The sequence below is a fragment of the Alicyclobacillus sendaiensis NBRC 100866 genome (assembly GCF_001552675.1).
Taxonomy (GTDB): Bacteria; Bacillota; Bacilli; order Alicyclobacillales; family Alicyclobacillaceae; genus Alicyclobacillus; species Alicyclobacillus sendaiensis.
Genome location: NZ_BCRQ01000031.1, coordinates 1 through 24,954, shown reverse-complemented (window position 1 = coordinate 24,954; position 24,954 = coordinate 1). Strand labels below are relative to the sequence as shown.

Genomic DNA, 24,954 nt, shown 5'->3' with positions numbered 1-24,954 from the left:
TTCAAATCGTGATCTCGCCAAGCCGCACCAGTTCCACCACGGCTTGCGAGCGGCCTTTGACATTAAGCTTTTTCATCACATTGGAGATATGGTTCCGCACGGTCTTCTCGCTGACGAACAGCTGGGACGCAATTTCTTTGGTCGTCTTATCTTGAACGAGGAGCTCAAACACTTCTCGTTCGCGGTTGGTCAACAGCGACTTTCCGCGCCCGTCCTTGACAGGTGCCATCCCCACGATCCCTCCTTGCCCAGTCATACAAGAGCGGGATACAGTCAGGGTATCGTATGTCGCCCGGGGCGCGACCGTTCCGTCGCGCGCGCGAGACGGGCGACATCCGGGGATGCCGCCTATCTCCCTCAACGGGAACGTCGATTTTGAACCGCGTCGCGCAGTTGCTGCAGGGCCTTCCGCAGGAGCGACCGCGGACACGCGATGTTCATGCGCTGGAATCCAGATCCTTGCGAACCAAAGATATGACCCTCATTGAGCCCGAGACGTGCTTCGTCCCGCAAAAACCTGTCCAGTTCTTCGTCGGACATGCCAAGTGCTCGAAAGTCCAGCCACACCATGTACGTGCCTTCCGGGCGGATCATGCGGATCTCCGGCAGTTCCTTCTCAAACACCTGCTCCATCTCGTCGAGACTCACCTGCAGATAGTGGAGAAGTTCATCCAACCACGCCGCGCCGTGCTGATACGCCGCGATCATCGCCTCGATGCCGAACACGTTGAGCTCTGCCATGGAAGCTCGATGCGAAGCTCGTTCATAGGCCGTTCGCAGCGACTCGTTCTCGGCCCAGATATACGCGGTGTTGAGCCCCGCCAAATTGAAGGTCTTGCTCGGCGCGTGACAGGTGATGCTGTTGCGCGAGCACTCGGGCCCGAGCGAAGCAAACGGAACATGGCGATGCGGGGCAAAGACGATGTCCGCATGGATCTCGTCACTCACCACCAGCACACCGTGGCGCAGGCAGATGTCCGCGACGCGTTCGAGCTCGTGCTTCGTCCACACCCGGCCCACCGGATTGTGCGGCGAGCACAAAAACATCACCTTGGCGTCCTTTGCCTTGCGCTCCAGGTCGTCGAAATCCATCTCGTATCGGCCACCGGACTCGACAAGCGGATTTTCGATGGCGCGCCGCCCCCATCCCTCGATGACGCGCCGGAATGGATGGTAAACCGGAGGCTGAATCAAAATGCCATCGCCAGGCTCTGTGAAAGCCTGCACGATCACCGAGAGCGCCGGGACCACCCCTGGCGCGGGTACAATCCAGTCGGGCGAAATCTCGATGCCGTGCCGCACCTTGAGCCACTGCACGATGCTCTCCGCATACCGGTCCGTCTTGATGGCGTAGCCGTACACGCCGTGCCGGGCTCGTTCGACGAGCGCGTCGATCACGGCCGGCGGCGAGAGAAAGTCCATGTCCGCCACCCAGAGCGGAATGAGATCTTCCCTCCCGAATCGGCGCTTCAGGCCATCCCACTTCATGCAACCGGTGTTCCTGCGTTCGACATACGCGTCAAAGCTTGACATGCATCCGACCTCCCCATGCCGCTCCGTAGCGGGCACGACGGCGTCGTACCGCTGTACACCAATGTATCACAACGCGCGAAAGTCCACCCTGCCCTCGCTCTCCATAGACGCCCACCTTCCTTATATATCCAACGTGGATACAATGAATCAAGGTGCTGTGGTACGCTTGACGGTGAAGCTTGATTGCGCTCAGGAGGATGGCATGACGAAAACGGGCAACGCGCCGCGCCGCCTGCTGACGCCGACCGGCGGCTATCTGCGCGGCTACGATTACACGCTCAATCCTTTCATCGGCTGTGCCTACGGATGCAAGTACTGCTACGTGCAGGCGTTGCCGGTGGCGCGATTCCGCGGCGAGCCCTGGGGCTCTTATGCCGAACCGAAGCGGTTTTCTGCGGAAGCGTTTGTTCGCGAACTGGAAAGGGCGAAGCTGCGCGGAGGAACCCGCATCTTCATGTCATCCAGCACGGATCCGTATCAGCCAGCGGAGTGGCGCGTCCAAGCGACGCGTTCCCTCCTGCTGACCATGCAATCGGCGCCCGAACTCGTCGATTTTCTGTTCGTCCAGACGCGCTCGCCGCTCGTCGCCCGCGACGCCGACATTCTCGCAACCCTGCGCGACCGAGTGCTCGTCTCCGTGACGCTTGAAACGGACCAGGAAGAGGTCCGGCGGCGGTTCACGCCCCGGGCGCCAACCGTACGGGCGCGGATCCGGGCCGTCGAGGCCCTCCGCGCGCACGGCGTTTCCGTTCAAATCGCCGTAGCGCCCATCTTGCCGTCTTCGCCGGACTTCCCGCAGCTCCTCGCGACACTCGCGGACAGCGTCGCCATTGACGACTGGTTCATCGGCGACGGCGCTCATGGGCGGCGGAGCCGCGCGATGGGCGTCGATCAGTGGTACCTGCCCGAGGAGCGCGAGGTGTGGTGCCGCCCGGGACAGGCGCGGGACTTTGCCGAGTTGCTCGCGGAGCGGATGCCCCGAGACCGCATCTTTCTCCACCAACAGGGATTCCTGCCGCCTGGCGTGCGGCAGCCGTTCGACGAAAGGACCGATCCGGAGCATGCGTGAGAGCGTTCCTCTGTATCAACAGCTGAAATCGGAGTTGCTCGACAAGATCCTGAGCGGAGCGTGGCCCCCTGGCGAACAAATCCCTTCCGAGGCGGAGCTCGCTTCCATGTACGATGTGAGCCGCACGACCGTGCGGCAGGCGGTGGGCGATCTTGTCGCGGCAGGGTTCATCGTGCGTCGCCAGGGCAAGGGGAGCTTTGTCGCGGACCTGGACCATCCGGCGACGTCCACCACGCTGTACGGATTTGCAGAAGAACTCAGGGCTGCCGGGCTTCCCGTGGACGTGCGCCTCGACGTGATCGAGATGCGCGCGTGTCCCGACGACATCGCCCGCTGGCTCCGAGTGCCGCGATCCAAGCAGGTGCTCTACATTGAGCGCACGGCGTTCGTGAACGATCTCGCCTACTTCCACGAGCGGTCCTACCTGGTGCCGCCCTTCCAGGTGTCCTCGCGAATGGCGCCGGATCCAAAGCTCTACGACTCCATCTATGGCTTTTTCGAGCAAAACGGCGTCCGGATCAATTCGGGGAGTCAGACCATCTCCGCCGAACTCGCCGATCCGGACGATTGCGCCCGATTTGGGCTTCGCCCACCCGCTGCCGTGCTGTGCATCGAACGGGTCACGAGGGACGAGTCAGGCGCACCCGTCGAATATTCCCTGGTTCGATATCCGTCGGACCGGTATCAACTTCGCGTCCAATTGCTGCGGCATCCGCACTGACCACGGGCGAGCGCCGGCCTCTGGCCAAACCGCTCGCCTCCCTGTACAATGGAATTGCTAGCGCAACTTGTTATGACATCATGACAAGTTGCTCGAGACGTAGAGCGCTCGGGGAAGGGGCATGCTGTGGGGAGTAACCGGCGCCATCCTGTGCGCTACCGAAGGGGGACGAGGAGATGCAGCAAGAGGCGACGGTGGCGAGGAAGCCACACCGACTGCCGCTTGAGGACGTGATCCGGCGGCCAGGGGGCATGTGGTTCATCGTCGCGACCGTGTGTTTTGGCGCCTTCATGGCGGCGCTCGACGCCAGCATCATCAGCATCGCGCTGCCCAAGCTAGAGCAGGCATTCCACACCACGATGAACCGCATCGAATGGGTGAGCCTGATCTACCTCCTGGCGCTCGCCGGGTGCATCGTGGCCTTCGGACGCCTCTCGGACCTCGTGGGCCGGCGCCCGATGTACACCCTGGGATTCGGCGTGTTCATCATCGGTTCCGCGCTGTGCGGGGCCTCGTGGAATCTCGCCAGCCTCCTCGCCTTTCGCGTGTTGCAGGGCATCGGCGCGAGTCTCCTTCAGGCCAACAGCGTGTCCATCATCACAGCCGCGGCCGATGCCGAGCGCCGCGGCCAGGCCATCGGCTTCCAAGCACTCGCCCAAGGACTCGGATTGAGCCTGGGGCCGCTCGTCGGCGGCGTGCTGACGCATATCGCCTCCTGGCGACTCATCTTTTACATCAATGTGCCCGTTGGCATCTTCGGCACCCTCGCAGCGCTCCTGTTTCTCCCTCGCGATCGCCGCGAGGGCCCGCGCCCCCGGTACGATCTCGTCGGCGCCCTGGTGCTCGCCTTCCTGCTCATTGTGACGATGTATGTGTTGAAGGAGGGCTTCCGGCCCGAGAGCCGCCCGACCACCACAGCGGTTTTGCTCGCCGTCGCCGTGCTCGCCGCGGTGGCGTTTGCGGCCGTCGAGCGCAGAGCAGACCATCCGCTTGTGCCGATGAACTACATCCGTGAGCGCGTCATCTGGCTCGGAAACGTGACGTCCATCCTGTCCTTCAGCGTCATGTACGCCATCACGCTCGTCGTTCCGTACTGGTTCGTGCACGTCGAAGGTCTGTCGAGCGCAAAGGCGGGCCTTTTGCTCACAGCCCTTCCCGTCGGCATGGCGCTCAGCACGCCCTTCGCCGGCCGCCTCGCGGATCGTTGGTCAAAGGTCAAGGTGTCCGCGGCCGGCCTGATCCTCGCCGCCATGGGGTCCGCATGCCTGTTCGCGTTCGCCCGCGTGACGCCGGCCTTCTTGGCGGGCCTGTTTCTCGTGGGGTGCGGCGTGGGGACGTTCACGCCCGCCAACAATGCGCGCGTCATGAACGCGACGCCCGCGGCTCACCTCGGCGTGGCCGGCGGGATCCTCAACATGAGCCGCACGCTCGGCATGGGCCTCGGTGTGACGGCAGGCGGTGTGAGCGTGGAGCTGTTCACCGCCGCCTTCGGCGACCACGCCGTCGCGCTCGCGTACCGGTGCAGCTTCCTCGTCGCGGCAGCCCTAGCCCTGATCGCCCTCGGCCTCACCCTGATGCGCCACAAGCCTTCGCGAGAAGCGGCCTGACGCGGGGATCCACCCGGTCCCGCTGCAAGGCCGCCGCCTCGCACGCGGGTGAACAGAATCCGTGCATGCGCCGCTCGCAGTCTTCACAGCACAGAAAACGCCGGTGGCAGTCCAAGTATCCACAGTTGAGGTATCGGTCGCAGGGCGCACCGCAGAGGGAGCAATGGGCGATCACGGTGTCCTCTTCCGTCTGATTGATGCGCACGGCGACGCGATCGTCAAAGACGTAGCACTTGCCGAGAAACTTCCGCCCCTGAACCTCCGGATCTTTGCCATACATGATGATGCCGCCATCGAGTTGATAGACCTCCTCGATGCCCTGCTCCATGAGATACCCGGACAGCTTCTCGCAGCGGATGCCACCCGTGCAATAGGTCAAGACCTTTTTCCCGCGCCACTCGGCCTTGTGGCGTTCGATCCAAGACGGGAACTCTCGGAACGTGGACACGTCCGGCCGCACCGCGCCCTCGAAGTGACCGATCTCGTACTCGTAGTCGTTGCGCCCGTCGATCACGACGACGTCGTCTCGGCCGAGCATGTCGAACCACTCGCGCGGCGACAGCCTGTGCCCTGTTTTTTCCCAGGGCTTCGGGGCCCCTTCGACGCCAAAATGGACAATTTCCCGCTTGCGCTTGACGGATAGGCGCGGAAAGACGTGGCCTTCGGCCGGATCGACCTTGAACACAATGTCCGCGAAACGCGGATCCTGCCGCATGTGGTCCCGGTAGGCCTGGCACGCCCGCGCATCACCGGACAGGGTGCCGTTCAGCCCTTCCTCGGCCACAAGCACGCGACCCAGAAGCCCCAATTCCTCGCATATGGCCCGCTGCGAGCGGGCGAGTTTATCCGGATCCTCGATGGGCGTGAACTTATAGAACAGCATAACCTCGTAGGACATGGCCAGTCCGACCTCCTTTCGTGCTCTTGCCGCCTTCGGACAAAAAACGAGCCGAGGCCGCAGCTAGCTGCAGACCTCGGCCGGCCTTGCTCCGACGATCACGGCGTCGCCGCGCCGCTCGACTGCGTGACCTCGTTCGGGCTCATGATCAACCAGCGGCCATTGACGCGTTTGACGTACAACACGCCGCCCTGCTCGTTTGCAAACTCGACCTCCGCCACGTCGCCCCGCTGACCGAGAAGGGCGTAATTGATTTCGGACGGATCGAGCGAAAGATACAGATTGTACAGCGACGCATGCCAGCCTGGCGTCTGCTGGAACGTTGGCGTGAGCAGGTCGTAAGCCTCGTTGAACTGCCGCAGTTCGACGAAGTCGATGAACCGGCGCACGGTGTTGACCGGCGTATTGCTCGTCTGCTCCTGGATGACCGGTCGCAGGAGAAAGTAACTACCAAACCCGAGTACCAGAAGCGACACGATGAGCGCGATAAAACTCCTCGTCTGCGCCCGCTGTCTGCGCTGTGCCGAGACGGCCTGCATCGTTCATCCCCGCCTTTCCTTGGGTCCGCCGCGACCCAGATCCTATTTGCGCAGCCACGCGCCAATCGCGCGATAGGTCACCTCTCGATTCATCACGGCAATGGACGTCGTGAGCGGAATGCCCTTCGGGCAGACCTCCACGCAGTTCTGCGCGTTGCCGCACTCGAAGATGCCGCCTTCGCCCATCAGCGCCTGCAGGCGCTCCTCTTTGTTCATCTTGCCCGTGGGGTGCATGTTGAACAGGCGCGCCTGCGAGATGGCGAACGGACCGATGAACGACGTCTTGTCGTTGACATTCGGACATGCTTCGACGCAGGCGCCGCAGGTGAAACAACGAGACAGCTCATACGCGATTTGCTGCTCCTCGCTCGACATGCGCGGGCCTGGGCCGAGATCGTACGTGCCGTCAATGGGAATCCAAGCCTTGATGCGCTTGAGCGCTTCGAACATCCGGCTCCGATCGACGACGAGGTCGCGAATCACCGGGAACGTGCGCATCGGCCGGATCCGGATGGGCTGTTGCAGCTTATCGACGAGCGCCGAACACGCCTGGCGGGGCTTGTTGTTGATCACCATGGTGCACGCGCCGCAGACCTCTTCCAGGCAGTTCATCTCCCACGTGACCGGCGCGACGGGCTCGCCCTTCTTGTTCACGGGGTTGCGCTGGATCTCCATCAAGCAGGCGATCACGTTCATGCCGGGGCGATACGGAACCTCAAATTCCTCCCAGTAAGGCTCCGAATCCGGCCTGTCCTGCCGCTCGATGATGAGGTGCACCTTTCGCCCCGATTCCGCCTGCGCCTGCTGCACGGCCTCCGCTGTTGTGCTCATTCTTTGGTCGCCTCCTTGCTCACCGCGTAGTTGCGCTTACGCGGCTTGATCAGCGAGACGTCGACGTCCTCGTACGAGATCTTCGGCCCGTCCGGCGTGTACTCGGCGATGGTCGTCTTCAAGAAGTTCACGTCGTCGCGCTCTGGAAACTCAGGCTTGTAGTGTGCGCCACGGCTCTCGTTCCTCATCAGCGCCCCAATGGTGATGGCGCGCGCCATGATGAGCATATTCTTCAGGTGACGCGTAAACTGGGCCACCTGGTTCTCCCAGCGCGACGTGTCCGACATCTTGATGCGCTTCCAGCGCTCTTGGAGCTCCTGGATCTTGGCGTCCGTCTCCTTCAGTTTGTCGTTGTACCGCACCACGGTGACGTGATCCGTCATCCACTTGCCGAGCTCGCGATGCAACTGGTACGGGTTCTCGTCTCCGTCGAGCTTGAGGATCTCCTCGAATTCCTGCTCATACTTGCGGCGGTATTGCTCAAAGAGCGACTCGGGCAGGCTATCCGCAGATTTCCGCAGGTTCTTTGCCCAGCGCACGGCATTCGGGCCGGCGATCATGCCGCCGTAGATGCAGGACACGAGCGAGTTCGCGCCGAGGCGATTCGCGCCATGGTATTGGTAATCCGCTTCGCCCGCGGCGAACAGGCCTGGAATGTTGGTCATCTGGTCGTAGTCGACCCACAGCCCGCCCATCGAGTAGTGCACAGCAGGGAAGATCTTCATCGGAACTTTGCGGGGATCGTCGCCGACGAACTTCTCGTAGATATCGAGAATGTTGCCGAGTTTCCTATCCAGCACGTCCGCCGGGATGTGGGTCAAGTCGAGATACACCATGTTTTGCCCGTCGACGCCAAGTCCCATCTCCACGCACACCTTGTGGATGGCGCGCGTCGCGATGTCGCGGGGCACCAGATTTCCGTACTCCGGATACCACTCCTCCAGGAAGTACCAAGGCTTGCCGTCCTTGTACGTCCAAACTCGGCCACCCTCGCCGCGCGCGGACTCGGACATGAGGCGAAGCTTGTCGTCTCCGGGAATGGCCGTCGGGTGCACCTGAATCATTTCTGGATTCGCGTACTTCACACCCTGTTGGTACAACTCCGACGCCGCGGAACCCGTGTTGATCATCGAGTTGGTGCTCTTGCCGAAAATGAGACCGTTGCCGCCGGTGCACATGACCACCGCGTCCGCGCGGAAGTAATGGATCTCCATTGACCGGAGGTCCTGCGCCACGATGCCGCGGCAGATCTGTTCGTCGTCGATCACAGCGCCGAGGAAATCCCAGCCCTCGTATTTCTCGACGAGGCCCGCCACCTCATACCGGCGAACCTGCTCGTCCAACGCGTACAGCAGCTGTTGCCCAGTGGAGGCACCCGCAAATGCCGTGCGATGGTGCTTGGTGCCGCCAAAGCGGCGGAAGTCCAGCAATCCTTCCGGCGTGCGGTTGAACATGACGCCCATGCGGTCCATCAAGTAAATGATGGCCGGCGCCGCTTCGCACATACCCAACACGGGAGGTTGGTTGGCCAAAAAGTCGCCGCCGTAGATGGTGTCATCGAAGTGCTCCCACGGCGAGTCGCCCTCGCCCTTCGTGTTCACGGCGCCGTTGATGCCGCCTTGCGCACACACGGAATGGGAACGCTTTACAGGAACCAAGGAGAACAGTTTCACCGGCACACCGGCTTCCGCCACCTTGATGGTGGTCATCAGGCCGGCGAGGCCACCTCCCACGACAATGATGCTCGTGTTTGCCACGTCAATTCCCTCCCATGCTCGCGTACGCACCTTGCGAGAGGTCCATGTGTACCTCAGACGTTCATGCGGAACGCAATGAGCGACGCCACACCGACCGCCGCCAGCACGACAAAGATGATCATCGTCACCCACGCGGTGATGCGCTGCGCCCGGCGCCCGACCGTGATGCCCCAGTGAATCGCGAACGACCACAGTCCATTCGAGAAGTGGAACGTCGCCGCGATCACGCCGACGATCATGAACGCAAAGTACGCATTGTTGGTGACAAGCTCGTGCACCATGTCAAACGACGGCGCGTTGCCGGAGAACCGCGTCGTCCACAGGTGGAAGATGATGAAGACGAAGGTGATGATGCCTGTCACCCTCTGCAACACGAACATCACGTTGCGGCCAAACGAGTACCGATTCGCGTTGTAGCCGGACACGAACGCCACGTAGAGCCCGAACACGCCATGATACGTGATGGGCAGGAAGATGAACACGAACTCAATGACGTGCAGGAGCGGAAGCGATTGAATCGCTTGCACGGCTTCGTTGAACGCCGCCGGACCGCCGAGCGCCGTCGCGTTCGTGAACAGGTGCTCCAGCAGGAACAGTCCCACCGGAATGACGCCCGAGAGCGTGTGAAGCCGCCGCCACAAAAACTCCCGGTTTTGCTGGGCTGCTTGGGCCACTGCCACTTGGGTTCCTCCCTTCAATCCCCCAGAAAGAGAAAACGGTATGTATGCGCGGCGGGATCGCCCTGCAAGTGCAAAACACCGCAGGTCAGCGCGACGCACGCCGCCATCCGTTTGGCACCTTCTAAATTGTAATGATTGGCCATCGTAGAATCAAGAAAACGGTGCCTCGGACGAAATTTCCATCTCGCCATCCGCTTGAGCGCGAAAGGCCAGCGCTTCCCGCACTCTGGCGACGATGTCCCGCGCGAGCTTGTCGCCGATGCCGAGGCCCCGGAAGTCCTCCGGCTCCGCCGCCGCAATTGCCTTCAGGCTGCCGAATCGGCGCAGAATCGCCTTTTTCCGCTCCGGTCCGACGCCAGGAATCTCATCGAGGATGGACTGAAACCCCGTTTTGCTGCGCCTCGCCCGGTGGAACTCGACCGCGAATCGATGGACTTCGTCCTGAATCCGCTCGAGCAAGTAAAACGCCGGGCTGTGCCGCTCAATGCGCACCGGCTCCTCCTCGTCCATGAAGAAGAGCTGGCTCGTGCGGTGGCGTTCGTCCTTCGCCAAGCCGCACACGGGGATGTCGAGCCCGAGCTCGCCCTCCAGGACGGACAGGGCCGCGCGCAACTGACCCTTTCCGCCGTCGATCACGACGAGATCGGGCAGCGGTTTTTGTTCGCGGATGAGCCGGCTGTACCGCCTTCTCACGACTTCGCGAATGGCCTCGTAATCGTCGGGCCCGTGGGTGGACCGGATCTTGTACTTGCGGTACTCCGACTTCGCGGGCTTGCCGTCCACGAAGACCACCATCGCGGACACCGCGTCGACGCCCTGAAGATTGGAGTTGTCAAACGCCTCAATGCGCCGAGGGGGCTGGATGGCGAGCAGTTGTCCCAGCTCCATCACCGCGCCCAGCGTGCGGTCGAGATTGCGATCGATGAGTTGAATTTTCTCGGCCAGCGCCTGGCGCGCGTTTTCGCAGGCGAGATCGACCAGCTCCCGCTTCGGGCCGCGCTTGGGCTTGAGCACCTTCGCATCGACGACCGTAGCCAGCGCCTCGCTCGGCACACCCTCCGGCAGCAAAATCTCCTTCGGCAGATCCACCCGCTCGTGGTAAAACTGTTCCACGTACGACATAAAATCCGTCAGTGGATCGTCGAAGTGCGGCGCAATCTGCACCTGGCGCTCGATGAGCTTGCCGTTCCGCACAAAGAACACCTGCACGCTGAGCAACCCTCGGTCTTCGGCAAATCCGAACACGTCCCGGTCGATCCCGTCCGTCCACGTGACCTTCTGTTCCTGCATCACCTGCTCGATGTGGCGGATCAGATCCCGAAGCTCTGCAGCTCGCTCAAACGCAAGCGATTCCGCCGCAGCCTGCATCTTCTGTTCGAGCTCGCGCACGACGTCGTGATGGCCGCCGTTCAAAAAATGACTGATCTCCTTCGCCATCGCTTCGTACGTCGCCTCATCCACGTCGTACACGCAGGGCGCCAGGCACTGGTGGATGTGATAGTAGAGGCAGACCTGCTTCTTGAGTGTCTTGCACTTGCGCAGCGGGTACAGCCGATCCAACAGCCGCTTGGTGGCCTGGGCCGACGTGGCGTTGGGATACGGACCGAAATACTTTGCCCCGTCGCGCTTGACTTGACGCACAATCTGCAGCCGCGGGTGACGCTCCCTGGTGAGTTTGATGTACGGGTACGACTTGTCGTCGCGCAGCATGATGTTGTACGGCGGCTGGTGCTGTTTGATCAGGTTGCATTCGAGCAACAGCGCCTCCGCGACGGTGTCTGTCACGATGTACTCGAAGTCGTGGATCTGTGAAACCAACACCTGCGTCTTCGTATCGTGCGTCCCCGTGAAGTACGAGCGCACGCGGTTCCTGAGCACCTTCGCCTTGCCGACGTACAGAATCTCTCCGTTCTCGCCCTTCATGAGGTAGACGCCGGGCCGCTGCGGCAACAGATCCAGCTTGTCTCGAATTGTCTGGTTCACGGCCTCACCTCCTCAATCGGCGCGGGCCACCACAAGATAGGTGCGCCCCCCAGTGCGCTCGACGTAGTCCACGTAGCCCCCGTCCGCGCCCCAGGACGACACCGGGACCTCCAGCCGAAGCGACGGCTGGCGACTCCCCGGTGCGTGCAGCGCGCACATGGCCAGCGTCTGTCCCTGCGGCGAAGGTACAGGGGCGACCGCATACAGCACACCGCTCGCCCCATCAACCAGCGTGCCATCGGTCGCCCCCGGCACCCCAGCGTAGGCGGTCGCCTGCCCCGTCGGCGCCACGCACACCCACGTCCCGGCCGCCGCGGGAGACGCCGATGTTCCCTGATACACCAGACCCGCTCGAGTCACGTGTGGATTCCGAACCAGCCCGTTCACATCGATCCTCACAGATGGGCCAAGCGACGCCGATCCCGCGCGCCCGACGATGGTCGCCAGATGCACGGGCGACGCCGTACCTCTCCCCTCTTGCCCCGACACGACCTGCCACGCGATGCCGCCCGGGCCCGTCGCGATCACGACCTCTCCGCCGTCGCCCGCGTTCAGCGTGACGAGCCGCGACGGCGATCCGCCGGCAAGCGGAACGGCGTACACGTCGACCCTCGACGCCGTCCCATGGATGCCGTTGTCCGTCCAGTTCACCGTCACCACAGCCCAGGGACCCGCCGACGAGAGCGACCAGGATCGGAGAAGCCATGCGCCCCCCGCCGACGGCGCGGGCGGGGAAATCGCCACACTGCACGTCCAGCGCGGGTGGACAAGCGAGCTCTGCCCGTGAAGCGCATAGGCACTCAGTTGAATGCCGTCACCTTGGGCGCCAAGCGACAAACTGCCGGTGACAAGCTCCCCGTCTCCAAAGGCGAGATGGCCGAGATCGATAGGCTGTCGCGTGATGTCGAACACGGCCTGCAATGCCACAGGCAAATCGGCAGTTGAAACAAGCTCCGGCGACGCGCGATGGACGTCGGCGGGCGGCCCGGTGCCGGACGACCGCTCTCCCCACCAACCGTACCCCACGAGGCCAAATCCGAGCACGGCGAGCACGCCGGCCGCCGCCCGCACCGCCCGGGAACCCGAGCGGCGCACCTCCGCCTCCTCGTACGCGATCTGGGCGCGCAATCTCTGCAGCGCCCGGTTGCGCAGGCCCAACGGGAGATCCGGGAGCCCTTCCTCCGGCAGCCCGGTCTCCTCGAACGCCTCCTCGCCTTCCCTTTCGCTCAACATGTCGGGCGTCTCCTGGCTCGCGTCGGCCTCCGCCGGAGACGAAATCCCAAGCGACAAGAGCGCCCGCTCCACGTGATCGCCAAGGCGCATGACGTCGCCGCGACGGCCCATTCGCATCCACACAGCGAGCATGAGATCTACGAACGCATCCTCGGCCTCGGGGGTCTCCCCCATCCGATCCCGGACGGCACGCCACACCGCCGGGCCGAACCGATCCACCAACACATGCGCCATCCGCCGGCGCTCCGCGCCCGATCTACGAGCTCTCATGCGTCACGCTTCCCCGTTCTCTCCAGGATGGATAGTCTCATCATAGCCCACGCAGGCCGGAAAAGACAGCGAGAGCCTTCTCCGCGCTGTCCGACCCACGTGCCGCGCGGGCGAGAATTCGGCGAAAAACGAAAGACCTCCTGCATTCGCAGGAGGTCTTCGGAAATGGGTCATGAAGGACTCGAACCTTCAACCACCCGATTAAGAGTCGGATGCTCTACCAATTGAGCTAATGACCCGTGGTGACCCTAAGGGGATTCGAACCCCTATTACCGCCGTGAGAGGGCGGCGTCCTGAGCCATTAGACGATAGGGCCTACTGGCTGCCGAACTAGGACTCGAACCTAGACTAACTGATCCAGAGTCAGTCGTGCTACCATTACACCATTCGGCATCGTGCGCTTGCCCTCGCGTCTCGCGCTCGCCCGGGCGTTTCACCCGGTTGCGTTATTTAATATACACGGTTCGTTGCGCTGTGTCAAGCGTCACTCGTTTATTTTTTTGAGCCGCCCTCGCCGCATGCGGAGGCTCGGGCCGGCGGGCGAACCCGCCGGCCCCGTACCTCACCCGGTCACCACGTCGCCCGCCTCCAGGCGATCCGCCGTCTCCCGCAGCCGGCGCACGGCTTCATCGCGCCCGAGGAGCGCGATGACATCAAACAGACCTGGGCCCACGGTCAAGCCGGTGATGGCCAGGCGCACCGGGTGGATGAGTTCGCCCGATTTGACCCCCATTTGCTCAATCCACTGCCGGAACTCGCGCTCAATGACGGGCGCCAGAAACGGCGCGACCCCCGCCAGACCATCCGCGACCCTTCTCAACCTGTTCGCCGTCTCCGGATGCGCGAAGTGCTTGCGAACACCCTTGTCGTCGTACGCGCGAACCGGCTCAAAGTACGGACGCATCCCGTCGATGAGCTCGTGCAGATTGCGGCTGCGCGTCTGCACGAACGCGACCACGGTGCGCACCCACATCAGAACTTCTCGGCGACTCTCGCCTTCCGCCACGTACCCCCGCTCGACCAACTGCGGCCACGCCTGATCCATGAGGGTCTCGGGCGATTGCTGGCGAAAATAGTGGGCATTGAGCCACTCCAGTTTCTTCACGTCGTAGATGGCCGCGTGCTTGGCGACCTTCTCAAGGTCGAACAGCTGAATGGCCGTCTCCCGATCCACAATCTCTCGGTCGTCCCCGGGCGAGAAGCCGAGGAGCAACAGATAGTTGACGAGCGCCTCGGGCAGAATCCCCATGTCCCGGTACTCGCTCACGCTTGTGGCCCCGTGGCGTTTGGACAGCTTGCTGCGATCCGGCGCGAGGATCATGGGCACGTGCGCGAACGCCGGCGGCTCGGCGCCGAGCGCCTCGAACAGCACGATATGGCGGGGCGTGTTGGACAGGTGCTCCTCGGCCCGGATGACGTGGGAGATCTTCATCTCCATGTCGTCCACGCACGAAGCAAAGTGATACGTCGGCGTGTCATCCGCCTTCCAGATGATGAAGTCGTCGATCTCGCTGTTTGCAAACGCGACGTCTCCTCGAATCAGATCGTGCACGACGGTTTCGCCCTCCGCGCGGCTCCGGATCCGATACACGTGCGGTTCGCCCGCGGCCATGCGCCGAGATCGCTCATCGGGAGACAAATGGCGGCAGCGCCCCACGTAGCGAGGCGGCTTCCCCTCGCGCTGCAAGGCCTCCCGGTCTCGCGCGAGCTCTTCAGGCGTGCAGAAGCACGGATACGCTTTGTCCTCCGCGAGGAGCCTGTCCAGGTGGCGGCGGTAGATGTCCATCCGCTCCGATTGGCGATAGGGGCCGTACGGGCCTCCCACGTCGGGACCCTCGTCCCACAAAATGCCCAACCAACGCAGTCCCTCAAGAATCTGTTGGTACGACGCTTCTGTCGAGCGCACGCGATCCGTATCGTCGATGCGAAGGACGAACTTTCCCCCATGCTTTCGCGCAAACAACCAGTTGAAGTACGCCGTGCGCGCGCCCCCGATATGAAGCGCCCCTGTGGGGCTCGGCGCAAAGCGAACACGAATTTCCTGACCCATACCTGAACCTCCTGTCGAATTGCCCAACGGATATCCACAGCACCTGCGTGCACACACTAGGCGCGAGGTGAACCGAGATGAAGCATACCAACCGCCCCCCGACGACGCCCTCCGTGGCGAGCCCCAATTCCGGCGCTTACGATCCCGGCCCCGTCGATCAGGGAGAGACCGACTACCCGACGGCCGACGTCGCTGCAGCCCAAGCTTCCACGTACGATCTCGCCGTCGAAGAATTTCCGGAGGGCCCCTACGGCGCCACGACCAACGAGCGGCGCCCTGGCAAGACGTCCCGCTGGCTTGACGGCCAGATGGTGAGCGGCCGCTTTCGGGACACGAACATGATCACGTCGGATCGCCATACCGCGCCGTACGAGCAGAAAGGCGATGACACGTACGAGGATCGATCGTAAACGCGCCGAACGGCCGGATGGCAACTTCCAGCGTTGCCCCGGCCGCGCGATGGCGCCTTCGTGCCCCTCAAGGCGTCTTGCCCATCACCTCGAGCAGCGCGGCAATGCACATGTCGTTTTCCTCCGGCGTCCCAAAGGTAATGCGGACGTACGACTCCAGCCCACGGAATCCCGTTCTCACCAGGATGGCCCTCCGCCTGAGCGCCTCAAACACCGCGGCGCCGTCGCCGACCTCCACCAGGCAAAAATTCGCCTCGCTTGGCACCACACGGATCCCGCGTTCGGCGAGCCGCCCGTATTGAAACCGCGCCTGCGACGCGAGCGCCTGCGAACGGCGAACGTGCTCAACGTCCTCGAGCGCCGCGATGGCGCCGATCTGCGCGACCCGGTTGACGTTGAACGGTTCCCGCACCCGGTGGATGAACTGAATGACGTCCGCGTTCGCGATCAAATATCCCACGCGCAGCCCGGCCAACCCGTACAGCTTGGAGAACGTGAACAAAAAGCCCACGTTGCCCCGTTGAAGGTCGTCCGGGTGGAGTTGAAGGCGCTCCTCATCCAAGGCGTAGTTGTCGTAGGCCATGTCGACCACCACGAACACGTCGTCGGGAAGGGCGTCGATAAGCGCCTCGAATTCGCGGCGTTTCATCACGGTCCCGGTCGGATTATTGGGTGTGCACAGGTACACGATCTTGGTTCGAGGCGTGACGGCCTCCGCCATGGCGTCCACGTCGTAGGTAAAGTCCGGCTTCAGCGGCACCAAGCGGACGCGCGCATCCATCACCTGTGCGCCGAATCCGTACTGGGAGAACGACGGATGCGGCACCACGATCTCGTCCCCTGGCTCGAGAAACGTCTCGGAGATGAGCTTGATGATGTCATCGGAGCCGTTGCCGACGAGCACCTGATCCGGCGAAATCCCGTGATGCCGAGCGATGGCCGCGCGAACGAGATCGCTCGCACCATCAGGATAGAGGTGAAGTCGCGGCAGCTCCTTGCGAATAGCTTCGATGGCGAGCGGAGACGGGCCCAATGCGTTTTCATTCGAATTCAACTTGATAATGCGCCGGTTCCCCAGTTCTCGGCGCAACGTTTCGTCGCTCAGCCCCGGTTTGTACGGCTCGATGGCGGCCAGGTTTCCCCTCACCCTGGATGTGACGTCGAACATCCTGTGCACCTCCCACATGTCATGACCTTCATTGTACAGGATACCGGCCAAAGGCGTCACCGCTCAGGCGCCAAACGTCGAGGGAGGCGGCTTCGGCCCCTGGGACCTCTCAGCGGACGTCTCGGGCCGTTGCTCGCCCCCTGCCGGGGGCTCGACCGGCTGCCCGCCCTTCCCCGCTCCAGCTTCGAATCCTCGCGTCTCGCCGAGGCCCGCGGACAACGCGAACCTCCAGGCGGACTCCACGCTGAGATCGACTGGCTTGACGCGATCGCGCGGGACAAGGACCGTCACGCCTGCGAACTGAAACGCGTTTGGAAGGTACACGGCCACCATCCGCCCCTCTGGGTCGAGCGGCTCGGGAAGGGTTTCCGAGGTGATGAAGCCGAGCACCTGCGCGCGTTCGTCAGGCCACATCACGAGCACGGGGGTTTGGAACGCGGTTCGCCGGTGGAACAGGTTTTCGATGAGTTCCTTGACCGTGGTGTACACGGTGCGCACGACCGGGATGTGGGTGAAGACGCGGTCCGCCCACTGCAGCACAATCCGGCTGACGTATGCGCGCGACAGAAGGCCAATGAAAAACAGCGCCGCGAGCACAATCAAGAAGCCGAGACCCGGGATGTGAAGATAGACCCACGGAATGTACCAGCTGACGAGCCCATCGACCTGGTTGACGACGAACACCACCACCCAGATGGCCAGCGCAAACGGCAGGATGGTCGCGAGGCCGATGCCCAGGTACTGGGCCAGTTTTCGAAGGACCTCCTTCACCCAATTCATCTCCTGTCACCCCGGCAAGCTGTAGAAACCAGCCGCCAGCACCACGTACGCGCCAAAGGCCATGGCGCCTTCCAACCAATTGGATTCTCCATCCATGACCAGCACCACGACCAGCAATACGGCAGCCATCATGCTGACGACCTCAGGCCAGGTGAACGCGAACGTAAACGGAACGCCCATCAGAGCGCCGATGAAGAACAGAACCGGAGCGATGAACATGGCGACTTGAAGCGTGCTGCCGACGGCGATCTCGAGCGACAGGTCCATGCGGTTTTTCCAGGCCATCCAGACCGCCGACGCGTGCTCGGCGGCATTTCCGATGATGGCGACGACGACCACGCCGATGAAAACCTCGCTCCAGCCCAGTTGATCCGCGATGGAACGCACCGAGCCCACCAACCAATCGCTCTCCAGGCTGACAAGCACCGTGGAAGCGGCCAACAGCGCCACGTGCACGAGAACCGGTCGGCTCGACACCTGCGCGTCGTCCTCTTCGTGCTGGATGGCTTGAAACAGTTCGCGATGGGTGAACAGGCTGAAGTAGAGCCCCAGCAGGTACACCGCGAGGGAGACCGCGGCCGCCCCGTACGACAGCACTGGGGAGATGTGAGGTTGGCCGTACGCGAATGCGGTGGGGACCACGAACGCAACCCCAATGCCCAACATCAGCATGGAGCCGTGACTGCGCGCCACGCGGACGTTGAACTTCTGAATCGGGTGGCGCAATCCGCCTACGAAGAACGAAAGGCCGAGGACAAAAAGCAGGTTGCTGATGATGGAGCCCGTGATCGACGATTTCACTAAGGGAATGAGGCCATCCTTCAGGGAAAAGATGCCGATGATGAGCTCGACGGCGTTGCCGAACGTCGCGGATAAGAGGCCGCCCAGCCGCTCACCGGACCTCGCCGCGATGGCCTCGGTCGCGCGCCCCATGATGGCCGCGAGCGGAATCACTGCCGCGGACGACACGAAAAACTGCATCACAGGGCTCTGGACCCAAAGATGAACGGCAATGCTCCATGCGGTCAGAACGGCCGCTGCAATCCAGATCAGAACATTCAATCGCGTCTCTCCTCCTGGTGATGCCGTCTGCACCATTCCTCAAAAATCTATCAAAACCATACCAAAGGTTCGGCCTTCCTCGCATCGGTCCTTCAGAGGTCCAGGTGACAAGTGTGCTACAATGAGGCGAGAAAGGGGACGGCGCGATGTACGCATTTCCCAAGGTCAAACGGCTGCGAGGGGAACTCAAGCGAAGCGAAGTGCGCAACCAGGTGAAATACCAGTTGACGACGCGCGAGTTCGTCCAGCAACGAGGCCGAACCACGTATCGAATCGCCCTCGAACACATTCTCGGCATGGTGGAATGCTCCGATGCCGAATACGTGCGCCACGCAAAGCCGCTGTTCGGAATTCAGCCAGATCCGTACGGAAAACCCTACAAAATCGTCACGCAGATCATGCATCTCGTCACCGAAGTGGGCGTGATCGAGCAACATGGCGTGTCCTTCTACACGCGCCTATCTCCCGCGTTCGCGGCACACATGGAGAGCCTTCTCGCCGAAAGCGGCTGAGGCCGAGTCAGCCGTCTTTCGGGCCCCGGCGCCTCTTCCGGCTCGTCCACATGGACCTCAGATACCGAATGCTGAGAATGGCGGCACAAGCCGCCACCACGCCGTATCCCACCCACCGGATGTTCGAGACGCCGGTCCATCGCGCCAAGAAACCCGCCACCTCGTACGCAGCGATGGCGACGCCGGCGAACATCCAGTTCGGATACCGTTCATTCATGACAGGCCTCCATCGTTCTCGTCGCTCCACAATCGGATCTGTTCTCCGCGCTCGAGAAGGGGTCTTGGGCGCTTCGCGAGATGGAGAAGATCCAGCCAATCCAGTGCGTTCCACACCGCATCGTTGTTGGAGTTGTTGTTCATCAAGATGTGAACTTCGCGAACCTGCGCGGCGAGCGCGCGCACATCCGGCACGAGCTCGCGGAGCTCGTCCTGACTGTATCGATAGCGGAATCGCTCCTTAGACGAAGCGAGCCCCTTCTGGTTCCACGTCTCGCGATTCCGGCCGTGCATGCGGAAAAGGGCGAGATGGGACGTGGTGGCGCGGGGAACGTACGGGACCGTCGTCCGCCCCGCGTCAGGTTCATCGCAGATCACGTGAACCACATCAAGCGCCTGAAGCCATGCGAGCGTGTGCAGGGTGCGTTCGTCGGTAGCGTACCAACTGCGCTCGCGAAATTCCACCGCCACGCGATGGGGGCGCAGGAAGTCCACCAGGCGTTCGACGGTCACGCGATGCCGGCGCGTCGCGTCAAACCATGGGGGAAATTGCAACAGGATGACGCCCAATTGGCCGCGCTCCACGACGGGCTGAAGGCTGGCCAAAAATGCCTTGCCCACGTCCCGGCGCTCCGCCGCAGTCATCGAGCGCACGTGAAACGTCAGGGCCCCCGGGGCCTTGACGTGAAACACGAACGAACCGCTCACCTGCTCGAGCCACCGCTCCCACACGCGGGCCTCCGCGATGCGATAAAAGGTCCTGTCGATCTCGACGAGATCGAAATACGAGGCGTAGTACGCGAGCCGCAACTCCCGGGGCCAGGTGCGAGGGTAAAAGTCGTCGTGATCGTGAAAAGCGCACGTTCCGACGCGTATCATGCTGGACCTCCCCGCGGAGCGGGCTTTGACCCCGTTCTTCGTAGATCGATATAATGGTGGACGTGAACGCGATCATCGAGCTCTTGGATGGGAGATGAACGACATGGCGAGCGCTCAACACGCCATCCGCTGTCCGCACTGCGATCATACCTGGTTCCGGGAAGAACGCCAAGTCGAGCTCGACTCGAGCGTCGTGATCAAGCCCGGCATGCCCGTTGAAGGTCGCGTCGTGCGCGAGCAATACGTCTACATCTGCACGAATTGCAATCAGGTCTTAGTTCACGAGTGACATCTTGCACTGGTTCAACGCGGTATAAAGATCCCCATCTCCTCACACGATAACAAGGAGATGGGAGGGATCGCCTTGAAGCGATACGGTCGGCGTTTGGCGTGGCTAGCCGTGGCGCTCGCGGCGCTCGGGGCTTGGCACGCCTGGCCGCGGCCGGACGGCCCGCACGCCAAGGCGCACCGCTCGCACCCGCAGCCGGTTGAGCCCTCTTCCGCCGGCTGGACCGCGACGGATCCCGGCACGACGCGGCTCGCGGGGCGCGAGACCATCCTCGTGCTGGGCAGCGACAAGCGCCCAAAAGACGCCCGCGGGAACGCCGACGTGCTCCTGGTGGCGAGCCTCGACGACGCCCATCGCCGCATCGAACTCCTCTCCATCCCGCGCGACACGCAGGTGGCGTTCCCGGATGGCCGGTATCGCAAGATCAATGAAGCCCTGGCCATCGGCGGGCCCGAGGAGACCTGCATGCTGGTCGAGCGCTTGATTGGCCTCCCCATCGATCACTACGCCATCCTTCGATTCGATGCGCTCGTGCGCATGGTGGATCGGATCGGCGGCCTCGACATCGAGGTGCCCCGCGACATGGACTACCGCACGGGCGACCAGGTGTACGGTGTCATTCACCTGCGGAAAGGCCGGCATCACCTGAACGGCGAGCAGGCGCTCCAGTTTGTCCGCTACCGCCACGATGCCCTCGGCGACATCGGGCGGACGGTGCGGCAGCAGGCGTTCCTCGTGGCGCTGAAGGATCAGCTCCTTCGCCCCCAAACGCTGCCCCGCCTGCCCGAAGTGGCGATCGACGCGTGGCGGATGATCGACACCGATATGTCCCTGGCCGACCTTTCCCGGCTAGCGGCACGCGCGCCGAGATACCACGCGTATCAAACCGTGCACACCACCCTGCCGGGCTCCTTTCACGATCCCGACCCGACCATTCCTGGAGACCTGAGCTACTGGGTGGTCAATCCGATCGAAGCTCGGTACGTCGCCGAGCGGTTTTTCTCGGACGGCGAGGTTCCGGCGCGCATCATCCAAGACCCGCGCGAGACCCGCACCTGGCTTCCGCCAGCGGCGCGCACGGCTCAGCCATCTGCCGGCCGTTCGGCGCCCGCCTGAGGCGCTCACGCGCCTGACTTGGCCCGCGCGAACGAATCCCGCACGGACTCCCGTGTGACGACAATGGCGTCTCCGCGCGCCTCGCGCTCGATCTTTCGCCAAGTCACGCGGCTGTTCATCCAGTACGACCAGGCGGTGGACACCAGGATGCCTATGGCCTGTCCAACGGGAACGGGCACACCAAATCCCTCGCAGACGCGCATCACGAGCGTCGTCATCGCGATCCCGACGACTGAGATGCCGACAAACAAGGGCAGCTTCCATCCCCATCCTCGCCCGGAGGACTCCGACTTCCACGTGACGCGATCGTTCCAAACGTAATTGTTCAGCATGGCCACGAACGAAGCGGCGACGGACGCAACGGTATCCCGCAGGTGGACCCCATACCACAGGAAGCTCAGGACCGCCTCGTTGACCACCACGCCCGACAGGCCGATGAGGCAGAACAGAAAGAACCGCCGGTCCGGCGGGCTCTGGCTCACCAGGCGCACGAGGTGACGAAAGTAGTTCCACTGCTCCTTCAGGCTCATCTTCGATTCGCCGAAGTCCCGGGCCACGAACGTGTACGCGATCTCGTGCACGGTGCGGTATCGCCCTTTCACCAGCACCTCGATGAGGATCTTCCATCCAATGGGGCTCAGTTCGACGCCGTCGATCACCTCGCGCCGCAGGCCGAAGAAACCGCTTGTACAGTCCGAGATCCTGCGCAGGCGATGGAGCGCGAGTTGCCCAATGACCCTCGCGGTCCACGAGATGAGCTTGCGGAGCGGGCCAAGCCCTCCGTCCGAGCCTCCCTCCACGAACCGGCTCGGGATGACGACGTCGATCCCGGACGCCAGGCGCTCGTAGATCGCCGGCAACAACTCCGGCGGGTGCTGGAGGTCGGCGTCCATCACGACCAGGTACCGTCCCTGCGCGCGTTCGAACCCGCGCACGACGGCGCTCGCGAGGCCCCGTTCGTGATCGCGGTGCAACACGTGAACCGCGGGATCCTGCGCCTCGAGATCGCGAAGTACGGCGACCGTGTCGTCGCGGCTGTCGTCCACAAACCAAATCTCATAGGAAATCCGAAGCGGCGCTAACGCCTGATGGATGCGCGCTACCAAGGGATGAATGTTGTCCCGCTCATTGTATGTCGGGATCACCACACTGAGGTCCACGCCCAAAGCCTCCTCGCGCCAAGGCCTACGAATCGGACCTTTGGCCCTGTCCGTCATCGCGGAACCACGAACAAAGCGCGGCCATGTCGAGATCGGCGAGGGATCCCGCGGATGCGCGCCGCAAGAGATCTCGGGCCAGGCCCGCGATGGGCGTGCGAGCCCGCAAGTGCTCGCTCGCCTCCGTGAATAGACGCACATCCTTGGCCAGGTGTTTCACCGGGAATTGCGGCGTGAAGTCGCCCGTCTCAATCATGGCGCGCTTGCCGCCGTAAACGGCGGGCCAGACCGAACTCGTGGCCAGCACGTCGAGCGCCGTGCGAACATCGAACCCCGCCCGTTCCGCGAAGGCGAGCGCTTCTCCCAGAGACAGCATGGACATGGCCAGCAAATAGTTCACCATGAGTTTCATGGCGGATCCGTTGCCGACGTTGCCCAGTCGATGGACGACGTGCGCCATGGTGTGGAGGTACGGCAGCGCCGTTTCCTCATTCGCCTCTGTGCCTGCCACCAAGGCCACGAGCTTCCCCTCTTCGGCCGGCTTGATGGTTCCGAGCACCGGGGACTCGACATAGCCGAATCCGCGCCGTTCCACGCGTTCGGCAAAGCGAATCGACTCTTCGACCCCGACCGTGCTCATGTTGACGACGACAGCGCCCGGGTCCATCGCGTCGATGGCACCAGACGCAAACAGTGCGGCTTCCACCGCCGCACTGTCGGCGAGCATCAGGAAGATCACCCGACATCCCCGCGCGGCGTCTCTCGGGTCCGAAGTCACCCGCACGTGGGTTGGCAAATCGCGAATGGCTTTCGGCGAGCGATTGTACGCGACGACGTCCTCCCCCAGGGAAGCCACGCGTTTCACCATTCGCTCCCCCATCAGCCCTAGTCCCATCCAGCCAATGGTCATGATTCACCCTCCTGTCTGCTGCGCGGACTGGCTCCACACGGGTGCTCGTCCAGGATGGCGACCAATCGCTCGAGCAACTCGACAAACCGCCTCGCGTCCTGTTCCCCCAGCTTGTCCAGCAGTTGCGCGATCTTGGCGGCGCGATTCCGCGTGAGCTCCCGAAGATGGGAGCGGCCGCGATCCGTCAGAATCACATACACGACGCGCCGATCCTCGCTTGAACGCACGCGCTCGACGTACCCCAGTCGGACCAGTTCGTCACACACCTGCGTGATGGCACCGGGGCTCAGGCCGGCGATGCGGGCCAGGTCAGACGATTTGGCCTGCGGCACGAGACTCAGGTGCCGGAGCACAAACGCCTGCGTGTGTGTCAAACCGAATTTGTCCTCGGTGAAGTGCGAGCGCATCCCGCGGAAGAACCGCTCCATGATTGTGTCGAGCCGCTCTGCGATATCCAGGCGATCCCCATTCACCCACATTCACTCCACCTATGTAATCTTGCGCGATCCGTCCGCCGTCTCCCATCCGCGTCACTTCACATGGCCGTTTCGCCCCACGCGGCGGCGCAACAGCGCAGCGAACATCGCGAGCGCCGCGAGCGGGATACACCCGAGAAGGATGTAGATCCAGTTGCCGAACACGCCTGCGTAGACCAACGCCACGCCGAGGTAATAGGGCACCATGGCCACGACGGCCGTCCACGTGTACGACCAAAGCGAGATGGCCGGGATCATGCCGGCGACGTAGTTGACCAAAAACGCGGGCACCGGGAGCAAGCGGGCTAAAAGCAAGCCCAAACTCCCCCACTCGCGAACCCAATGGTTGACTTGTTCAAACCGCTCGTGATGTTGCACGCGTTGGAGCATGATGCGCGTAAAGTGGCGGGCGATGAAAAAAATAAGGATGGAACTGATGGTGGATCCGATCCACGCATAGGTCGTTCCTGCGACGACTCCAAACACGCGCAGGAAGATGATCAACAGCCCTTCGGAAGGGATGGGCGTCAGGCACCAGATCACCATGATCGCGATGGCCCAGATCACGCCCCAGAATCCCCACGACTGAATCCAGTCGGTCAGCCGGTGGTTCCTATCCAAATAGAGCACCACCACCGCCACCAGGGCGCCCGACAGGATCATCGCAATGGTGCGCCAATCTGTGAGCAACTGCTTGACAAACCCCGCCACATCCACGACTCCCCGCTATCATTCCACTCTCTTTCACAGTATCAGACTGTCGGCAAAGGTTCAAACACACTCAAAGGGCGGCGGGCGCCCGCCGCCC

The 24,954-nt window shown here is 62.9% G+C and carries 26 protein-coding genes and 3 tRNA genes; 7 read left to right on the top strand and 22 right to left on the bottom strand.

Annotated elements, in window-relative coordinates; genetic code table 11:
- Position 1: 1 nt before the first annotated feature.
- Entirely contained in the window at positions 2–229 is a 228-nt protein-coding gene (locus AS26_RS07810) for a helix-turn-helix domain-containing protein (RefSeq protein WP_008341227.1), read from the bottom strand.
- Positions 230–357: 128 nt separating this feature from the next.
- Positions 358–1,533 carry a MalY/PatB family protein gene (locus tag AS26_RS07805; protein WP_062308076.1) on the bottom strand — a complete coding sequence of 392 codons (1,176 nt, stop codon included), beginning with the start codon at positions 1,531–1,533 and terminating at the stop codon, positions 358–360.
- A gap of 202 nt (positions 1,534–1,735) precedes the next feature.
- Here AS26_RS07805 and AS26_RS07800 point away from each other — a divergent pair, with 202 nt between their 5' ends.
- The 3 genes from AS26_RS07800 to AS26_RS07790 all read left to right on the top strand — a co-directional run bounded on the left by AS26_RS07800 (position 1,736) and on the right by AS26_RS07790 (position 4,930).
- A complete protein-coding gene (locus tag AS26_RS07800; RefSeq protein WP_062308099.1) occupies positions 1,736–2,602 on the top strand; it encodes an SPL family radical SAM protein in 867 nt (288 codons plus the stop codon).
- The gene (locus tag AS26_RS07795; protein WP_062308074.1) at positions 2,595–3,323 is read left to right on the top strand and encodes a GntR family transcriptional regulator; all 729 of its coding nucleotides are present in this window, start codon (positions 2,595–2,597) and stop codon (positions 3,321–3,323) included. Before AS26_RS07800 ends, AS26_RS07795 begins: the two co-directional genes overlap by 8 nt.
- Positions 3,324–3,499: 176 nt before the next feature.
- Entirely contained in the window at positions 3,500–4,930 is a 1,431-nt protein-coding gene (locus AS26_RS07790; protein ID WP_062308072.1) for an MFS transporter, read from the top strand.
- Here the strand turns inward: AS26_RS07790 and trhO are convergent.
- The 11 genes from trhO to gltX all read right to left on the bottom strand — a co-directional run bounded on the left by trhO (position 4,890) and on the right by gltX (position 15,171).
- Positions 4,890–5,828 carry an oxygen-dependent tRNA uridine(34) hydroxylase TrhO gene (gene trhO, locus AS26_RS07785; RefSeq protein ID WP_062308069.1) on the bottom strand — a complete coding sequence of 313 codons (939 nt, stop codon included), beginning with the start codon at positions 5,826–5,828 and terminating at the stop codon, positions 4,890–4,892. The two genes, AS26_RS07790 and trhO, sit on opposite strands and share 41 nt — an antisense overlap.
- Positions 5,829–5,926: 98 nt before the next feature.
- Positions 5,927–6,367, bottom strand: a complete 441-nt coding sequence (locus AS26_RS07780; protein ID WP_062308067.1) for a hypothetical protein — start codon at positions 6,365–6,367, stop codon at positions 5,927–5,929.
- Between the two features lie 42 nt (positions 6,368–6,409).
- Positions 6,410–7,198: a succinate dehydrogenase iron-sulfur subunit gene (gene sdhB / locus AS26_RS07775; protein ID WP_062308065.1), complete on the bottom strand. Its 789-nt coding sequence runs from the start codon at positions 7,196–7,198 to the stop codon at positions 6,410–6,412.
- Positions 7,195–8,907 carry a succinate dehydrogenase flavoprotein subunit gene (gene sdhA / locus AS26_RS07770; RefSeq protein WP_062308096.1) on the bottom strand — a complete coding sequence of 571 codons (1,713 nt, stop codon included), beginning with the start codon at positions 8,905–8,907 and terminating at the stop codon, positions 7,195–7,197. The genes sdhB and sdhA overlap by 4 nt, the downstream gene beginning before the upstream one ends.
- A 101-nt stretch (positions 8,908–9,008) precedes the next feature.
- Positions 9,009–9,635, bottom strand: coding sequence for a succinate dehydrogenase cytochrome b558 subunit (locus tag AS26_RS07765; RefSeq protein ID WP_062308062.1), 627 nt, complete (start codon positions 9,633–9,635; stop codon positions 9,009–9,011).
- Positions 9,636–9,785: 150 nt separating this feature from the next.
- Positions 9,786–11,618 (bottom strand): excinuclease ABC subunit UvrC, encoded by a 1,833-nt coding sequence (gene uvrC / locus AS26_RS07760; protein ID WP_062308059.1) that lies wholly within the window; start codon positions 11,616–11,618, stop codon positions 9,786–9,788.
- Positions 11,619–11,630: 12 nt separating this feature from the next.
- Complete coding sequence (locus AS26_RS07755; RefSeq protein WP_245629668.1) at positions 11,631–13,121, bottom strand: hypothetical protein; 1,491 nt, start codon at positions 13,119–13,121, stop codon at positions 11,631–11,633.
- Between the two features lie 166 nt (positions 13,122–13,287).
- A tRNA-Lys gene (locus tag AS26_RS07750) sits at positions 13,288–13,360 on the bottom strand.
- 1 nt (position 13,361) lies between these two features.
- Positions 13,362–13,437, bottom strand: a tRNA-Glu gene (locus tag AS26_RS07745).
- A 3-nt stretch (positions 13,438–13,440) separates the two neighbouring features.
- Positions 13,441–13,514, bottom strand: a tRNA-Gln gene (locus AS26_RS07740).
- Positions 13,515–13,683: 169 nt separating this feature from the next.
- On the bottom strand, positions 13,684–15,171 hold the full coding sequence (gene gltX / locus AS26_RS07735; RefSeq protein WP_062308055.1) for a glutamate--tRNA ligase: 1,488 nt from the start codon (positions 15,169–15,171) through the stop codon (positions 13,684–13,686).
- Positions 15,172–15,248: 77 nt separating this feature from the next.
- On the opposite strand from gltX, the gene AS26_RS07730 reads away from it, so the two are divergent.
- Positions 15,249–15,581: a hypothetical protein gene (locus tag AS26_RS07730; RefSeq protein ID WP_062308052.1), complete on the top strand. Its 333-nt coding sequence runs from the start codon at positions 15,249–15,251 to the stop codon at positions 15,579–15,581.
- 67 nt (positions 15,582–15,648) lie between these two features.
- Here the strand turns inward: AS26_RS07730 and hisC are convergent, their stop codons facing one another.
- The 3 genes from hisC to cax all read right to left on the bottom strand — a co-directional run bounded on the left by hisC (position 15,649) and on the right by cax (position 18,591).
- Positions 15,649–16,749 (bottom strand): histidinol-phosphate transaminase, encoded by a 1,101-nt coding sequence (hisC, locus tag AS26_RS07725; RefSeq protein ID WP_062308050.1) that lies wholly within the window; start codon positions 16,747–16,749, stop codon positions 15,649–15,651.
- A 63-nt stretch (positions 16,750–16,812) separates the two neighbouring features.
- Positions 16,813–17,529: a DUF502 domain-containing protein gene (locus AS26_RS07720; RefSeq protein WP_083516018.1), complete on the bottom strand. Its 717-nt coding sequence runs from the start codon at positions 17,527–17,529 to the stop codon at positions 16,813–16,815.
- A gap of 6 nt (positions 17,530–17,535) precedes the next feature.
- Positions 17,536–18,591: a calcium/proton exchanger gene (gene cax / locus AS26_RS07715; protein ID WP_062308047.1), complete on the bottom strand. Its 1,056-nt coding sequence runs from the start codon at positions 18,589–18,591 to the stop codon at positions 17,536–17,538.
- Positions 18,592–18,737: 146 nt separating this feature from the next.
- On the opposite strand from cax, the gene AS26_RS07710 reads away from it, so the two are divergent.
- On the top strand, positions 18,738–19,103 hold the full coding sequence (locus tag AS26_RS07710) for a hypothetical protein (protein WP_062308045.1): 366 nt from the start codon (positions 18,738–18,740) through the stop codon (positions 19,101–19,103).
- Between the two features lie 7 nt (positions 19,104–19,110).
- Here AS26_RS07710 and AS26_RS07705 read toward each other — a convergent pair whose 3' ends face one another.
- Together AS26_RS07705 and AS26_RS07700 are read right to left on the bottom strand one after the other, a co-directional pair.
- On the bottom strand, positions 19,111–19,320 hold the full coding sequence (locus AS26_RS07705; RefSeq protein WP_062308042.1) for a hypothetical protein: 210 nt from the start codon (positions 19,318–19,320) through the stop codon (positions 19,111–19,113).
- Positions 19,317–20,198: a DUF72 domain-containing protein gene (locus AS26_RS07700; RefSeq protein ID WP_062308039.1), complete on the bottom strand. Its 882-nt coding sequence runs from the start codon at positions 20,196–20,198 to the stop codon at positions 19,317–19,319. The genes AS26_RS07705 and AS26_RS07700 overlap by 4 nt, the downstream gene beginning before the upstream one ends.
- Positions 20,199–20,301: 103 nt before the next feature.
- Between AS26_RS07700 and AS26_RS07695 the strand changes: the two genes are divergently transcribed.
- A complete protein-coding gene (locus AS26_RS07695; RefSeq protein ID WP_062308037.1) occupies positions 20,302–20,487 on the top strand; it encodes a hypothetical protein in 186 nt (61 codons plus the stop codon).
- Between the two features lie 75 nt (positions 20,488–20,562).
- Entirely contained in the window at positions 20,563–21,603 is a 1,041-nt protein-coding gene (locus AS26_RS07690) for an LCP family protein (RefSeq protein ID WP_062308091.1), read from the top strand.
- A gap of 5 nt (positions 21,604–21,608) precedes the next feature.
- On the opposite strand, the gene AS26_RS07685 is transcribed toward AS26_RS07690, so the two are convergent.
- The 4 genes from AS26_RS07685 to AS26_RS07670 are packed head-to-tail and all read right to left on the bottom strand — an operon-like array spanning position 21,609 to position 24,857.
- Complete coding sequence (locus tag AS26_RS07685) at positions 21,609–22,763, bottom strand: glycosyltransferase (RefSeq protein WP_062308034.1); 1,155 nt, start codon at positions 22,761–22,763, stop codon at positions 21,609–21,611.
- 25 nt (positions 22,764–22,788) lie between these two features.
- The gene (locus AS26_RS07680; RefSeq protein ID WP_062308031.1) at positions 22,789–23,670 is read right to left on the bottom strand and encodes an NAD(P)-dependent oxidoreductase; all 882 of its coding nucleotides are present in this window, start codon (positions 23,668–23,670) and stop codon (positions 22,789–22,791) included.
- Positions 23,667–24,149, bottom strand: a complete 483-nt coding sequence (locus AS26_RS07675; protein WP_245629667.1) for a MarR family winged helix-turn-helix transcriptional regulator — start codon at positions 24,147–24,149, stop codon at positions 23,667–23,669. The genes AS26_RS07680 and AS26_RS07675 overlap by 4 nt, the downstream gene beginning before the upstream one ends.
- Positions 24,150–24,200: 51 nt before the next feature.
- The gene (locus tag AS26_RS07670) at positions 24,201–24,857 is read right to left on the bottom strand and encodes a TVP38/TMEM64 family protein (protein WP_062308026.1); all 657 of its coding nucleotides are present in this window, start codon (positions 24,855–24,857) and stop codon (positions 24,201–24,203) included.
- Positions 24,858–24,954 lie beyond the last annotated feature (97 nt).